We start from the raw sequence: 12,360 nt of genomic DNA, 5'->3' as shown, positions 1-12,360 counted from the left end.
GGACGACAGCTGAGTGTTAGGCGTGCACCAACGTCCCCTTAGCTCACGCCGCCTGCGACACCACGCGATTGCGTCCGTCGTGCTTGGCGCGGTAGAGCGCGGTGTCGGCGCGCTTGAGGACGTCGGCCACCGCCTCGCCCTTCTGCTCCAGCGTGGTGAGCCCGATCGAGATCGTGACCTCAATGCGCTTGGTGCCCTTGTGGACGGCGAACGGCTCGCCCGCGATCGAGCGGCGCAAACGCTCGGCGACCATGCCGGCGACGTGCAGATCGGTCTCCGGCATCACGATCACGAACTCCTCGCCGCCGTAGCGGCAGGCGAGATCGATGCCACGGATCGACTTGCGGACGCGCACGGCGAACTCGCGCAGCACGTCGTCGCCGGCATCATGCCCGTAATTGTCGTTGATCGACTTGAAATAGTCGATGTCCAGAATCATCAGCGCCAGCGGCTTGCCGCGCGTCGAGGCCTGCTCGGCGAGCGTTGCCAGATGGCTCTCCATGTAGCGGCGATTGTGCAGGCCGGTGAGCGCATCGGTGATCGCCATCTCGATCGAGTTCTGCACGTTGTCGCGCAGATGATCGGTGTAGCGGCGGCGGCGGATCTGGGTGCGGGCGCGCGCCAGGAGCTCGGTCCTGTCGATCGGGCGCAGCAGGTAGTCGTTGACGCCGATCTCGAGGCCGCGCAGCAGCCGCGTGGCGTTTTCCGCTTCCGCGATCGCCAGGATCGGAACGTGGCGCGTGCGCTCCAGCGAGCGCGCCTGGCTGCAGAGCCGCAAGCCATCGAAATTGTTCAAATCGAGCGAGACGATCAGCAGATCGTAATTGCCCTCGGCGGCGTGGAACAGCGCTTCGGTCGGATTCGGCTCGACGTCGATGGTGTGCTCGGCGGCGAGGATCGTCGCCAGCCGCTCGTAGGACGACGGCCGGTCGTCGACCAGCAGAATGCGGCCGCCCTTGCCCGCATCGGCGATGGCACTGCGCTCGGGCGCCTGCATGCCGATCTCGAGCGAGGTGATGGCGCGCATGCGCAGCTCGTCCGTCATCATCTTCAGCCGCGTCAGCGAGCGCACGCGCGCGATCAGCACGACGTCGGAGACGGGTTTTGTCAGGAAATCATCGGCGCCGGCTTCCAGTCCGCGATTGCGGTCGGACGGACTGTCGAGCGCGGTGACCATCACGACGGGAATGTGGTGCGTGGCCGGATCGGTCTTGAGGCGGCGGCAGACTTCAAAGCCGTCCATGTCGGGCATCATCACGTCGAGCAGGATGATGTCGCATTCGGCGCGGCTGGCCAGCGCCAGCGCCTCGGTGCCGTTCGAAGCGGTCATCACGTCGAAATATTCGGCGGAGAGACGGGCCTCTAACAGTTTGACGTTGGCGGGAACGTCATCGACAACCAGGATACGCGCGGACACTGTGAACTCACTTCCTATCCGATAAAACGCCGGACCGTCTCAATGAATTTGCCGACCGAGATCGGCTTGGACAAATAGGCTTCGCAGCCGCCCTCGCGGATGCGCTCTTCGTCGCCCTTCATCGCGAAGGCCGTGACCGCGACGACGGGGATGGCGCGCAACTCCGGATCGTCCTTGATCCAGCGCGTCACCTCCAGGCCAGAGACCTGCGGCAATTGGATGTCCATCAGCACGAGGTCGGGCCGCATCTTGCGCACGAGGTCGAGCGCCTCGTAGCCGTTGCTGGTTCCCGAGGTCTGGTAGCCGTGCGCCTCCAACAGGTCGCGGAAGAGCTTCATGTTGAGCTCGTTGTCTTCCACGATCAGGACGGTCTTAGCCATCCCGCCCTCCTGTTTGGTCCTGAAGACCGATGCATGTGACGCCTGAGGCACCGCTTTCCGGCGCTTCGAAAACTGGATTCAAACTAGCCTCAGATTCGCTCTAGTTTCGTTAAACCCGAGGGGCCACTTTCTGCGATGTGGTTTCCAGTTGCTTGTCTGAGGCGGCAAGACTGAAGCCCAAGACTCAATCGAAGACTCAGTCCCAAGACTCGGGCATATTCCAAAGTAGACACCGAAAGTTAACGGAAAGGCAAACCGGGCCCGTGAAAAAGCCTGTTCACAACCCTCGCGAAGTCGCTGAAATCGTTGCGATTCAGGCGCTCTCCTTCGTGGCCGGCGAGCCCGAGCGGCTGGGCCTGTTCCTGGCTGAGACAGGGGTCGGCCCGGAGACGCTCCGGAACGCCGCCTCGAACCCGAATTTCCTGCTCAGCGTGCTCGATTTCGTGCTGCGCGATGACGACACCGTGAAGGCTTTTGCCAAGGTTTCGGAACTGCACCCGACCAACGTTGCCGCAGCGCGGCAGGTGCTGGGCGATGCGCTCGGCGACCGGACCTGGGAGCGCGACGTGCCGTGAGCGCCGCCGACCCGGCCGGGCCCCGCTGCTTCTGCCGGGATTGTCTGGCCGATCTGGATGTGGCCGTGCGGCGCTGTTCCGCCTGCGGCTCCCCTCGCCTCGTCCGCCATCGCGCGCTCGCGAACCTGACCATCGCCCATGTCGATTGTGACGCCTTCTATGCGACGGTCGAGAAGCGCGACAACCCTGATATCGCCGACAAGCCCGTCATCATCGGCGGCGGCAAGCGCGGCGTGGTGTCGGCGGCCTGCTACATCGCACGCACCTATGGCGTGCGCTCGGCGATGCCGATGTTCAAAGCGCTGGAGGCCTGCCCGCATGCGACCGTGATCCCGCCTGACATGGCGAAATATGTCCGGGTCGGACGCGAGGTGCGCCAGGCCATGCAGGCGCTGACGCCGCTGGTCGAGCCGCTCTCGATCGACGAGGCCTTTCTCGATCTCTCCGGCACCGAGCGCGTGCACGGCATGATCCCGGCAAAGGTGCTGGCGCGCTTTGCGCGCAACGTCGAGCGCGACGTCGGCATCTCCGTCTCGGTCGGGCTGTCCTGCAACAAGTTTCTGGCCAAGATCGCCTCCGATCTCGACAAGCCGCGCGGCTTTGCTGCGCTCGATCAGGAGGAAGCGCGCGAGATGCTGGCTTCGAGGCCGGTCGGCTTCATCTTTGGCGTCGGACCTGCGACGCAGGAGCGCCTCTTGCAACGTGGCTTCCGCATCATCGCCGATTTGCAAAAGGCCGATGAGATCGAGCTGATGCGGCAATTTCCGAGCGACGGCCGCCGGCTGTGGCGGCTCGCCCGCGGCATCGACGACCGCCGTGTCGAGGCCGATCGCGGCGCCAAGACGATTTCGAGCGAGACCACGTTCGAGACCGACATCCGCGATTTCGCGTCGCTGGAGAAGATCTTGTGGCGGCTGTGCGAGAAGACGTCGTCGCGGCTCAAGAGCAGCGAGCTCGCCGGCTCGACCGTGACGCTGAAGCTGAAGACCGCGGACTTCCGCCAGCGCACCCGCTCGCAATCGATCGCGGCGCCGACGCAGCTTGCCGCAAAAATCTTCTCGATCTGCCGCGAGATGCTGGCGAAGGAGATCGACGGCACCGCCTTCCGCCTGATGGGCGCCGGCGTCAGCGCGCTGCGCGACGGCTCCCCCGCCGACGACACCGACATGCTCGACCGCCGCGCCGCCCATGCCGAGCGTGCCGTGGACACCCTGCGCAAGAAGTTCGGCAGTGCCGCCGTGATCCGCGGCATCGCCTATGAGGGGCCGGAGAAGGCCGAGGAGTGATGGCCTCCTGCTCAAGTCAGTCGCGTTCGAAGATCAGCGCACCCGGATAGGCGCGCCGGGCATATTGAACGACCAACTGCCGATCCTGGGTTTCCAGGAACGGGGTTCGGATATGACTGGACCCGACGACGAGGTGCCACAAGCCGTTGAGCTTTCGAATGACGACGTTCATTTGAGCTTCCTCGCAGTGACCCGCGTGGACTCAGATTGTCAGAATCTTCCGCCGTCGCTCAATTGTACCAGCGTAAGATCAGCGCATCAGAAGGATTACAGAGGATATACAAAGGTATGTTGCATCTCGCTTCAACGGCCGCTGGCGCCAATCGCTTCGCAGCGGCTCAAACGATCTTGCCGATCTGGAGGCCGGCACCGTGACGGGCGAACGCGATCTCGATGCGCTTTTGAACAACATGAAGCCGGAGCTGCAGCCGGGCACATTCGTATTCTGCTCGATCGCGCCGAACGCCCCCATTCCCGCAGCACTCAATCCGCGGCTGACGTTCCGCGAGCAGGAAGGGACGACGCTGGTCGTTCTGCGTGAAGAAGCCGAAGCGGCAGGATTGCCTTACGCATTCCCCTCCAGCCTGATCACCCTCACGGTTCACTCCGCACTCGACGCCGTGGGATTTCTAGCGGCGATCACGGCGCGCCTGGCCAAGGCCGGCATCAGCGTGAACGCGGTTTCGGCGTTCCATCACGACCATCTCTTCGTGCCTGTGGATCGCGCCGACGAGGCGATAACCATGCTGCAAGCGATATCCGGGAACGCTTCGTAGCCCGGGTTCTCACCGCTTTCGGAAAAATGCCAGCATGACATCATGCCCCTGTTTTGCCCGACGCGTCAAATAGAATTCGCCAAACACGAAATCCGCGCCGGACCGCGCCTCTACTGTGCATGGGGTTGTTTTCCAGTTTTTGCTGGAGCGGAGGCTACGGGGCCGGCCGCGCGCACAGCGGGAGCAGCTTGTCGCGTGTCAGCGGTGCGAGCTTGACCGATCCAGGCGCGTTGGGGTCCAGCCAGAGAATTTCCTCGATCTCCGCGCCGGGATTGACCGACCGCGCGATGGCGATGCGAAAGATTTCCGCATCGACCAACCGGCCAGGCTCGTGCGCGGCAGGCGCGAAATATCGTCCGACATAGGTCATCTCACTCGGATCGACCTCGATCCCGAGCTCCTCGGACAATTCCCGCCTGAGCGCGGCCTGCGGATGCTCACCGGCCTCGATCTTTCCACCCGGCTGCATGAAGCTTTCCGTGGCACGCTTCCTGACCAGCAGGACATGCCCATCGCTCCGGCTCATCAGCGCTGCCGCGATCCGGATCGAATCTTTCGACATCATGGTCTTCCCACTCAATCCGTGACTGCGATCGCCTCGATCTCGATCAGCCACTCCGGCGCCGCAAGCGCGGAGACGCCGACGAGCGTCGAGGCCGGCGGCTCCATGCCTTCGAAGAAGACCGAGCGGGCCTTGCCGATGATCGGGCGCAGCTCGGGCTTGTAGCCGACGACGAAGGTCGTGATCTTCACGATGTTGGCATAGCTCGCGCCGGCCGCCTTCAATGCATGACCGAGATTCTGCATCACCTGCGTGGTCTGCGCGGCGATATCGCCCTCGCCGACGATCCGCCCCTCCTCGTCCACCGACACCTGGCCGGAGATGTAGATCGTGCGCGCACCGGAGGCGGTGACGACGTGGGAATAAGCGGGATTGTGGTGCAGGCCGCTGGGACGGAGATGGTCGAGCTTCGGCATGGGCTGGCTCCCTGAAGTTTGTCGTTAGGGGGAGCGTAGCTGGAGACGCTGTCGAGGGCTAGCCTCGGCGCTCAATTGCAGGGCTTGCTGTCCTTGACGTCGAACTTGCCCATCGCACCGGAAATGACGAAGTCGTTGTAGTCGAGCACGAGCTGGCGGGAGACGCCGTTTTCGTAGAGCTCGAACGACATCGCATAGACCGGCGTCTGCTCGCCTTCCTTCTGCTGAACCTCGCGGTCGAAATAGCTGACGGTGACCGGCCAGCGCTTCAGCGATTTCATGTGCTCGTCCGACGTCGACGGATCGGGCGACGCGGCGCGGTCGGCGGGGATCGCCTGACCGATCACGGTCAGCGTGTTGTAGACCTTCTGGCCATCGTCGGAGCCGTCATAGACGGAGAGCTCGAGGAGCGATTTGCCCTCCTTGGCGGCTGCAATGATGTGCTGGATCTGCTCGGTCGGAAACACGATCTTGCCGTCGAGGGTGAAATTCTTCGGCGCCGGCAACTTCAGCTTGACGTTGATGTGGTCGCCGTCGCGCTCGGCCGAACCGTCGACCAGGCCGGCCTCGGTCTCGTTCATCCGCGTCTCGATCTTGAAGCGGTAGCTTTTCCCTGTGGCGTCCTCCCAGGAATTCGAGCGAAGATCGCTGAGCGTGATCTTGCCCTCGCCGCTGTCGAGCTCGGAGACCTGGCGGAATTCGGAGGTGTAGCCTTCGCAGCTGCTGCCGGCGAAATTGTAGAGGATGCGGCCGCGCGCGCTGTTGATGGAATTGGAGCGCGATTTGACCAGGCTCAGATCGTAGAGCGCCTGATGCGCGAGGAACGGACCGTTCGCGGCATGGACGCCGCTGGCGCTGAGCGCGGCCGCCGCGAGCGCCATCACACCGAGTGAAGTCCGGAAAAGGTGCACCATGTCTGTTCCTTGGGAGGACGCGCAGATTCGACACTTTAATGACCGTTCCATTGCGTCGCAACTGCGGCGGTTTCACGTAAAGTTGCGCCTCTCCGTTGAACCTCCTGACCTGCCACAAGAAAATGCAATCCACCCCGGCGTCCGACCGCCCCATCGGCTTGCTTGCATGTGGCGGCATGATGGGCGAAACAGGGCGCGCCCGGCCGTCACCAGACGTGCCGGTGCGGATGATTTTTCAGACATCGAGGTCGAGACATGGCGGGCACGGTCGAGCAGAAACTGGCGGAACAGGGCATCAAGCTGCACGAGGCCCCCACCCCCGTCGCCAACTACGTGCCGTTCGTGCGCACCGGCAATCTGCTGTTCGTCTCCGGCCAGGTCTGCTTCGATCCCGCCGGCAAGCTGATCGCCAAGGGCAAGCTGGGCGCGGGCGTCTCGATCGAGGAAGGTGCTGCGGCCGCGCGCGGCTGCGCCGTCAACCTGCTCGCACAGGTCAAGGCGGCGCTTGGCGATCTCGACAAGGTTGTGCGTGTGGTGCGCCTCGGCGGCTTCATCAACTCGGCACCGGACTTCCTGGACGGGCCGAAGGTTCTCAACGGTGCCTCCGACCTGATGGTCGCGGCCTTCGGTGACAAGGGCCGCCACGCCCGCACCACCGTCGGCGTCGCTTCGCTGCCCGCTGATGCGGCGGTCGAGGTCGAAGGCGTGTTCGAGGTCGCCTGAGGTCAGCATCGTGCGTGCTCCGGATTGGCTGACAGCGCGGCCGGTCGCCCATCGCGGCCTGCATGACATTTCGCGTGGCATCGTGGAAAACATGCCGGGCGCGGTGCAGGCGGCGATCGCCGGCAACTTCTCGATCGAGGTCGACATCCAGCTCTCCGCCGATGGCGAGGCCATGGTGCACCACGACCATGCGCTCGGCCGCCTCACCGAGGCCAGCGGCCCGGTGGTCGCAAAGACCGCGGCCGAGCTGAAGGCCATCACCTTCAGGGATACGGCCGAGCGGATGATGTCGCTCGGCGACCTCTGCGCCATGGTCGCCGGCCGGGTGCCGCTGGTGATCGAGGTGAAGAGCCATTTTGACGGCGACCGCAAGCTGGTGAAGCGGATGGCCGAGGTGCTGGCGTCGTATCAGGGTCAAGCGGTCGGGATGTCCTTCGACCCCGACCAGGTGCTGGCGCTGCGCGAGCTGCTGCCCAACCGCCCGCGCGGCATCGTCGCGCAGCGGAGTTATGAGGACGAATACTGGGCCTACCTGACGCAAGCGCAGCGCGACAGCATGCTGTACCTGCGCCACGGCTTCCAGACCCAGCCGCATTTCGTCGCCTTCAAGGTCGACCACCTGCCGGCGCCCGCCCCCTGGATTGCGCGCAACGTCTTCGGCTGCGCTCTGCTCGGCTGGACCGTACGTACCCCGGAGCAGCGGACGCGGGTCGGGCAGTATGCCGACCAGATGATTTTTGAGGGGTTCGTGCCGCAGGCTTGATGTTCCCAACCCTTGAAGTCGCTGCTGCAATGCACGATCTTGGGCGCAATGGCATCATCCGACATCACGCTGGAGGCCGTACCGTCCATTGGCGAAGTATCGCCGGAGGATTGGGACGCCTGCGCCAATCCTGGCAGAGCCTGCAACGGGCATGGTATGGGAACCTCATCCGGGCTCCCAGGCGATTCGCTCGGCCTTTTAAGGCCCGCCTATAACCCATTCGTATCCCACGCGTTTCTTTCCGCCGTCGAGAAATCGGGTTCGGCCACGATCCGCACTGGCTGGGGACCGCGGCATCTGGTGGCCAAGATCGACGGTCGGGTCGCCGGCGTCGTGCCCTGCTATCTGAAATCGCACAGCCAGGGCGAATATGTCTTCGACCGCGGCTGGGCCGACGCCTATGAGCGTGCCGGTGGACGCTATTACCCGAAGCTGCAGGTCTCTGTTCCCTTCACGCCGGCAACGGGGCCGCGGCTCCTGGTCCGCGACGGCGTCGACCGTGAGCGCATCACGGAGGCCCTGGCAAGCGGGCTGGTGGCACTGTGCGGCGTCAGCAAGGCCTCCTCTGTCCACGTCACCTTCGCCCGCGAGGCAGAGTGGAAGCTGCTTGCCCAGCACGGCTTCCTCCAGCGCACCGACCAGCAGTTCCACTGGCGCAACGAAGGCTTTGCCACCTTCGACGATTTCCTGGCGACGCTGAACTCGCGCCACCGCAAATCGATCAAGCGCGAGCGACGTGACGCGCTTGCCGCGGGCATCACGATCCACTGGCTCACCGGCAAGGACATCACCGAGGATGCCTGGGACGCGTTCTTCATGTTCTACATGGAGACCGGCTCGCGCAAATGGGGCCGACCTTACCTGACGCGCGAATTCTTCTCGCTGATCGGCGAGACCATGAGCGATGACGTGCTGCTGGTGATGGCCCGCCGCAATGACCGCTGGATCGCGGGCGCGATCAACTTCATCGGTTCGGACACGCTGTTCGGTCGCAACTGGGGTGCTGTCGAGCATCACCCATTCCTGCATTTCGAGGTCTGCTACTATCAGGCGATAGATTTCGCCATCAAGCGCGGCCTCACACATGTCGAGGCCGGCGCTCAGGGCGAGCACAAGATCGCGCGCGGCTACCTGCCGCGGACCACGCACTCCGCCCATTTCATCGCCGATCCCGGCCTGCGTCGCGCCATCGACGATTACCTCAAGCGCGAGCGCGCCTATGTCGCCGAGGCCGGACGCGAACTCGCCGAGCTCGGCCCGTTCCGGAAAGGCATCGACGAGGCGCCTTGACGGTTTGCCTTCGCTGGTGACAGTAAGCGCAAAACTAAGCTCGAAAATTCCTGGGAGCCGCCGCCATGACCGCCTACGACCCGAACAACATCTTCGCAAAGATCCTGCGCGGCGAGTTTCCCTGCCACAAGGTCTACGAGGACGAGCATGTCTTCGCTTTCCTCGACATCATGCCGCGCGTGCCCGGCCACACGCTGGTGATCCCGAAGGCGCCTGCCCGCAACATCCTCGACATCAAGGCCGACGACTATGCCCACGTCGCCCGCGGCGCGCACAGAATCGCGGCCGCCGCGATGAAGGCGTTCAAGGCCGATGGCATCACCGTGCAGCAGTTCAACGAGGCCGCCGGCGGACAGGTGGTGTTTCATCTCCACATGCATGTGATGCCGCGCCATGACGGCGTGGCGATGCTGCCGCCCGCGAGCCGCAAGGAAGACGTCAAGGTGCTGGAAGAGAATGCGACCAAGCTGATCGCAGCGCTGAAGGCCTGATCGTCACTCCGTCTGAAAATCCCCCGGCTGCGGCGCAGCCAGTGGCGTGAATTCGCAGCGATCGGGCTTGATATCGATCAGCGGCGTGTTGTCGAGGCAATCGAGGCCGCGCACCAGGATCGTGCCGCCCTCGATACCGACGAGCTTCACGATCGAGGTGCCGATCGGATTGGGCCGGACCGGCGAGCGCAGCGAAAACGTGCCGCGGGTCTTCTCGTTGTTCTTCGGGCTTTGCAGCACGATGTCGCGGCGCGACTTGTCGAGCCAGTAGAGCACTTCGAGATTGCTGTAGAAATCGACGCCCTTGATCGCAGGCAGGAAGGGCTCGAAAATCTCGAGGCGACACACCGGACCGTCCGCGCGACCCTGGCGCGGCGTTTCGAGCCGCGAGGTCCAGGGCGTGCGGATGCGGCCGATGAAGACGAGGCCGGCATCCTCCGTCGACGGCAGCTCGATGGCGACCTCGCCCTCGCGGAGTTCGTTTTCGCGAACCATGTGTCCTGTTCCTTGGCTGTTCGGCGGCGGTTTTAGCCCAACCACCACCTGCCGGCCAGCAGGAAGACTTCGCCGGCGACAACGCCCGCAAAGATCGAGCGGCGGGTCAGCAGGAACACGACGAGGCCGGCAGCGACCGCGCCGTAGCGCAAGCCGTCCGGCACGCTGGCGAGCGCGCCTGGCGGCTCGACCACGATCTGGGCGATGACGCCGGCCAGGATCGCGGTCGCGACCGCCCTCACCCAGACCAGCAGTTCTGAGCCCTCGTCGATGCCGCCGCCAAACCAGAGGCCGAGCATGCGCCATATCTGGTTGGGAATGACGCCGGCGACGAACAGCACGACCAACGCCTGCCAGTCGCCGATGAGTTGCGCGGCACTCATGCGCGCACCTCGCGCCACCAGTGCACGCCATAAGCGATTGTGCCCGCCGCGAGGCCGCTGACGAGGATGTCGAGGCCGGAGTTCATCTTCGCAGCCAGCGGATAGAGCAGGACCCCAAGCGCGAGCGCGACGACATCGGCGACCTCGCGGCTGTTGCGCGCGGTCGAGAACAGGAAGGACAGCGGCGTCAGCAGCAGGATCGCCGCACCCAATGTCTGAGTCAGGTTGGCGGCGAGGAAATAGCCGATCGTGTTGGCGGTCAGGCACACCGAGACCAGACCGAAGCCAAGTCCATTGACGAAGGCGATGCGCCGCTCGCGCGGCACCTGCGGCAGGAAGCGATGACATTCGACCCACAGCGTCACGGCCGTCAGATGCGCCGCGAAGAACAGCTCGCGTCGCTTGGTCGTCGGCGTGCGCATCAGCGGCAGCACGGAGACCACCATCGGAAATAGCCGGATCGCGCTGACGGTGACCGCGATCGCCGACTGGATGACCGTCGCGCCCGAACCCAGCGTGGTGATCAAGATGATCTGGGCCGGCCCGGCCCAGACGAACAGCGTCGAGCAAAGCGCCCAGACCAGGCTGAAATGGCTGTCATGGGCAAGCGCGCCGATGCCGAGATAGGTCGCGAACAGGACGAGCGTGAGGATCGTCTGCGTGATCGAGCGCAGCCCCCAGGTAAAGGCACGCCACGGACTTTGCCATTGAGGGGAATCGAGCGGAGGAAGCGCCACGTGACGGCCGGCTGAGGTTTGCGGAATCGTGCCTGCATAACGGGCAATGCGGGCGGCCGCGTCAAGGAAGCGCGCGGCGGGGCTGGCATGCGCGCGCTCCCTACCCGCTCACGCCCCGGTTCTTCAGCACGAAGCACGCCCCACCCGCCTTCCGGATGCGATTGCAGAGATCGTCAGCTTCGGGGCGTGTGTCGGTGCCGATGCGTACCTGATAGAAGGCGTGCGAACCGCGGCTGCGCATCACCGAACTCAACAGGCTGGGATCGCGCTCACCGATCACCGCGCTCAGCCGCGTGACGGCGCGGGAGTACATCGCCAGCGCCTTGTTGCGATCGAATCCGGCGGCGAGCTGAACGCCCCAGATCTTGGCGGCGGCAAGCTCCACATGCTGCTCCAGCTCGGCAACGAACGGATTCGGCGCACGCTTCAACAGCGCCATCAGGTCGCGGCAGCTTGTCGGCGGTGAGCTCGGCGGCCCCTTGCCGGTGCTGCCGGCCTTGGCCCATGCGTCAACCGTAGCACCCGTGATGGCGTAGACGTAGTTGCGGGTCTGCTCCGGCATGCCGCCGGTGCCGGCGAGCCATTCCTGCACCCGCCGCGGGCCGGCATTGTAGGCGGCAGCGGCGAGGCCGAGATTGCCGAACTGGTTGCGCAGCTCGTTCAAGAACTCGGCCGATTTCGGAAGGGCCTGCACAGGATTGAAGGGGTTGAGAAGCCCGCGCTCGCTCGCGGTGCCCGGCATGAACTGCGCGATCCCCTGCGCGTGCTCGCCGCTGCGCGTCATCGGACCCACCGCATCGGCCTGGAAGCGGCTCTCCTGCCAGATCACGCGGGCGAAGAATTCCAGCGGCAGATTGGCATCGCGCGCGGCCGCCTCAACGATCAGGCAGATCGATTCTCGGGTGTCGCTCTCGCGCGCATCGGGCCTCTCCGGAGGATGTGCGAGCTCCTCCACGCTGGGGACGGCGACATTGGTTTTAGCCGGTGAGCTGTCCCATGCGATCGCCTGCGTCGCGGACACAAGCAGTGCGGGGATGATGCGTGATGCAATTCGCATCAGCCGTGCCCAAGTATCGCCGTGGCACATGCGGGCGCGGCATGCGACAAGATGATCTGCCATGTCGTGGCATCGTGCCATGGTTCGACGAGTTG

17 protein-coding genes are annotated in these 12,360 nt (G+C 64.6%); 7 read left to right on the top strand and 10 right to left on the bottom strand.

The window, feature by feature from the left end; translation table 11 throughout:
* Window positions 1–43: 43 nt before the first annotated feature.
* Window positions 44–1,417 (bottom strand): PleD family two-component system response regulator, encoded by a 1,374-nt coding sequence (locus QA645_RS18890; protein ID WP_254132016.1) that lies wholly within the window; start codon window positions 1,415–1,417, stop codon window positions 44–46.
* A gap of 14 nt (window positions 1,418–1,431) precedes the next feature.
* The gene (locus QA645_RS18885) at window positions 1,432–1,797 is read right to left on the bottom strand and encodes a response regulator (RefSeq protein ID WP_008566616.1); all 366 of its coding nucleotides are present in this window, start codon (window positions 1,795–1,797) and stop codon (window positions 1,432–1,434) included.
* 263 nt (window positions 1,798–2,060) lie between these two features.
* Here QA645_RS18885 and QA645_RS18880 point away from each other — a divergent pair, with 263 nt between their 5' ends.
* Complete coding sequence (locus QA645_RS18880) at window positions 2,061–2,372, top strand: DUF3572 domain-containing protein (protein WP_254132017.1); 312 nt, start codon at window positions 2,061–2,063, stop codon at window positions 2,370–2,372.
* The gene (locus QA645_RS18875; RefSeq protein WP_283052145.1) at window positions 2,369–3,658 is read left to right on the top strand and encodes a DNA polymerase IV; all 1,290 of its coding nucleotides are present in this window, start codon (window positions 2,369–2,371) and stop codon (window positions 3,656–3,658) included. The genes QA645_RS18880 and QA645_RS18875 overlap by 4 nt, the downstream gene beginning before the upstream one ends.
* 16 nt (window positions 3,659–3,674) lie before the next feature.
* On the opposite strand, the gene QA645_RS18870 is transcribed toward QA645_RS18875, so the two are convergent.
* Entirely contained in the window at window positions 3,675–3,830 is a 156-nt protein-coding gene (locus QA645_RS18870; RefSeq protein ID WP_254194075.1) for a hypothetical protein, read from the bottom strand.
* Between the two features lie 199 nt (window positions 3,831–4,029).
* Here QA645_RS18870 and QA645_RS18865 point away from each other — a divergent pair, with 199 nt between their 5' ends.
* Window positions 4,030–4,434: an ACT domain-containing protein gene (locus QA645_RS18865; RefSeq protein WP_283052142.1), complete on the top strand. Its 405-nt coding sequence runs from the start codon at window positions 4,030–4,032 to the stop codon at window positions 4,432–4,434.
* A gap of 154 nt (window positions 4,435–4,588) precedes the next feature.
* Here QA645_RS18865 and QA645_RS18860 read toward each other — a convergent pair whose 3' ends face one another.
* From QA645_RS18860 to QA645_RS18850, 3 genes are all read right to left on the bottom strand, one after another.
* On the bottom strand, window positions 4,589–4,999 hold the full coding sequence (locus QA645_RS18860) for an NUDIX domain-containing protein (protein WP_283052140.1): 411 nt from the start codon (window positions 4,997–4,999) through the stop codon (window positions 4,589–4,591).
* A gap of 11 nt (window positions 5,000–5,010) precedes the next feature.
* Entirely contained in the window at window positions 5,011–5,412 is a 402-nt protein-coding gene (locus QA645_RS18855; protein WP_254194078.1) for a RidA family protein, read from the bottom strand.
* A gap of 71 nt (window positions 5,413–5,483) precedes the next feature.
* Complete coding sequence (locus QA645_RS18850; protein ID WP_283052137.1) at window positions 5,484–6,326, bottom strand: cell envelope integrity EipB family protein; 843 nt, start codon at window positions 6,324–6,326, stop codon at window positions 5,484–5,486.
* 255 nt (window positions 6,327–6,581) lie between these two features.
* Between QA645_RS18850 and QA645_RS18845 the strand changes: the two genes are divergently transcribed.
* The 4 genes from QA645_RS18845 (at window position 6,582) to QA645_RS18830 (ending at window position 9,593) form a co-directional block, all read left to right on the top strand.
* Window positions 6,582–7,049, top strand: a complete 468-nt coding sequence (locus QA645_RS18845; protein WP_008130072.1) for a RidA family protein — start codon at window positions 6,582–6,584, stop codon at window positions 7,047–7,049.
* A gap of 10 nt (window positions 7,050–7,059) precedes the next feature.
* A complete protein-coding gene (locus QA645_RS18840; protein ID WP_283052135.1) occupies window positions 7,060–7,812 on the top strand; it encodes a glycerophosphodiester phosphodiesterase in 753 nt (250 codons plus the stop codon).
* Window positions 7,813–7,860: 48 nt separating this feature from the next.
* Window positions 7,861–9,102 carry a GNAT family N-acetyltransferase gene (locus QA645_RS18835; protein ID WP_283052133.1) on the top strand — a complete coding sequence of 414 codons (1,242 nt, stop codon included), beginning with the start codon at window positions 7,861–7,863 and terminating at the stop codon, window positions 9,100–9,102.
* Window positions 9,103–9,167: 65 nt separating this feature from the next.
* A complete protein-coding gene (locus QA645_RS18830) occupies window positions 9,168–9,593 on the top strand; it encodes an HIT family protein (protein WP_283052131.1) in 426 nt (141 codons plus the stop codon).
* Window positions 9,594–9,596: 3 nt separating this feature from the next.
* Here the strand turns inward: QA645_RS18830 and tsaA are convergent, their stop codons facing one another.
* The 4 genes from tsaA to QA645_RS18810 form a co-directional block, all read right to left on the bottom strand.
* Complete coding sequence (gene tsaA / locus QA645_RS18825; RefSeq protein WP_254132028.1) at window positions 9,597–10,088, bottom strand: tRNA (N6-threonylcarbamoyladenosine(37)-N6)-methyltransferase TrmO; 492 nt, start codon at window positions 10,086–10,088, stop codon at window positions 9,597–9,599.
* A 32-nt stretch (window positions 10,089–10,120) separates the two neighbouring features.
* Entirely contained in the window at window positions 10,121–10,471 is a 351-nt protein-coding gene (locus QA645_RS18820) for an AzlD domain-containing protein (RefSeq protein ID WP_283052128.1), read from the bottom strand.
* Window positions 10,468–11,208 carry an AzlC family ABC transporter permease gene (locus QA645_RS18815; protein ID WP_283052126.1) on the bottom strand — a complete coding sequence of 247 codons (741 nt, stop codon included), beginning with the start codon at window positions 11,206–11,208 and terminating at the stop codon, window positions 10,468–10,470. Before QA645_RS18815 ends, QA645_RS18820 begins: the two co-directional genes overlap by 4 nt.
* Before the next feature lie 100 nt (window positions 11,209–11,308).
* Window positions 11,309–12,265 (bottom strand): lytic transglycosylase domain-containing protein, encoded by a 957-nt coding sequence (locus tag QA645_RS18810; protein WP_283053253.1) that lies wholly within the window; start codon window positions 12,263–12,265, stop codon window positions 11,309–11,311.
* Window positions 12,266–12,360: the final 95 nt, after the last annotated feature.

Source organism: Bradyrhizobium sp. CIAT3101, from assembly GCF_029714945.1.
Lineage (GTDB): Bacteria > Pseudomonadota > Alphaproteobacteria > Rhizobiales > Xanthobacteraceae > Bradyrhizobium.
This window is presented reverse-complemented; position numbering and strand designations above follow the sequence as displayed.

Excerpts from the sequence above, each read along its gene's own strand:
- QA645_RS18810 (WP_283053253.1), bottom strand. The coding sequence starts at position 12,265 with ATGCGAATTGCATCACGCATCATCCCCGCACTGCTTGTGTCCGCGACG.
- QA645_RS18855 (WP_254194078.1), bottom strand. The coding sequence starts at position 5,412 with ATGCCGAAGCTCGACCATCTCCGTCCCAGCGGCCTGCACCACAATCCC.
- QA645_RS18860 (WP_283052140.1), bottom strand. The coding sequence starts at position 4,999 with ATGATGTCGAAAGATTCGATCCGGATCGCGGCAGCGCTGATGAGCCGG.
- QA645_RS18820 (WP_283052128.1), bottom strand. The coding sequence starts at position 10,471 with ATGAGTGCCGCGCAACTCATCGGCGACTGGCAGGCGTTGGTCGTGCTG.
- QA645_RS18870 (WP_254194075.1), bottom strand. The coding sequence starts at position 3,830 with ATGAACGTCGTCATTCGAAAGCTCAACGGCTTGTGGCACCTCGTCGTC.
- tsaA (WP_254132028.1), bottom strand. The coding sequence starts at position 10,088 with ATGGTTCGCGAAAACGAACTCCGCGAGGGCGAGGTCGCCATCGAGCTG.
- QA645_RS18830 (WP_283052131.1), top strand. The coding sequence starts at position 9,168 with ATGACCGCCTACGACCCGAACAACATCTTCGCAAAGATCCTGCGCGGC.
- QA645_RS18885 (WP_008566616.1), bottom strand. The coding sequence starts at position 1,797 with ATGGCTAAGACCGTCCTGATCGTGGAAGACAACGAGCTCAACATGAAG.
- QA645_RS18835 (WP_283052133.1), top strand. The coding sequence starts at position 7,861 with ATGGCATCATCCGACATCACGCTGGAGGCCGTACCGTCCATTGGCGAA.
- QA645_RS18845 (WP_008130072.1), top strand. The coding sequence starts at position 6,582 with ATGGCGGGCACGGTCGAGCAGAAACTGGCGGAACAGGGCATCAAGCTG.
- QA645_RS18850 (WP_283052137.1), bottom strand. The coding sequence starts at position 6,326 with ATGGTGCACCTTTTCCGGACTTCACTCGGTGTGATGGCGCTCGCGGCG.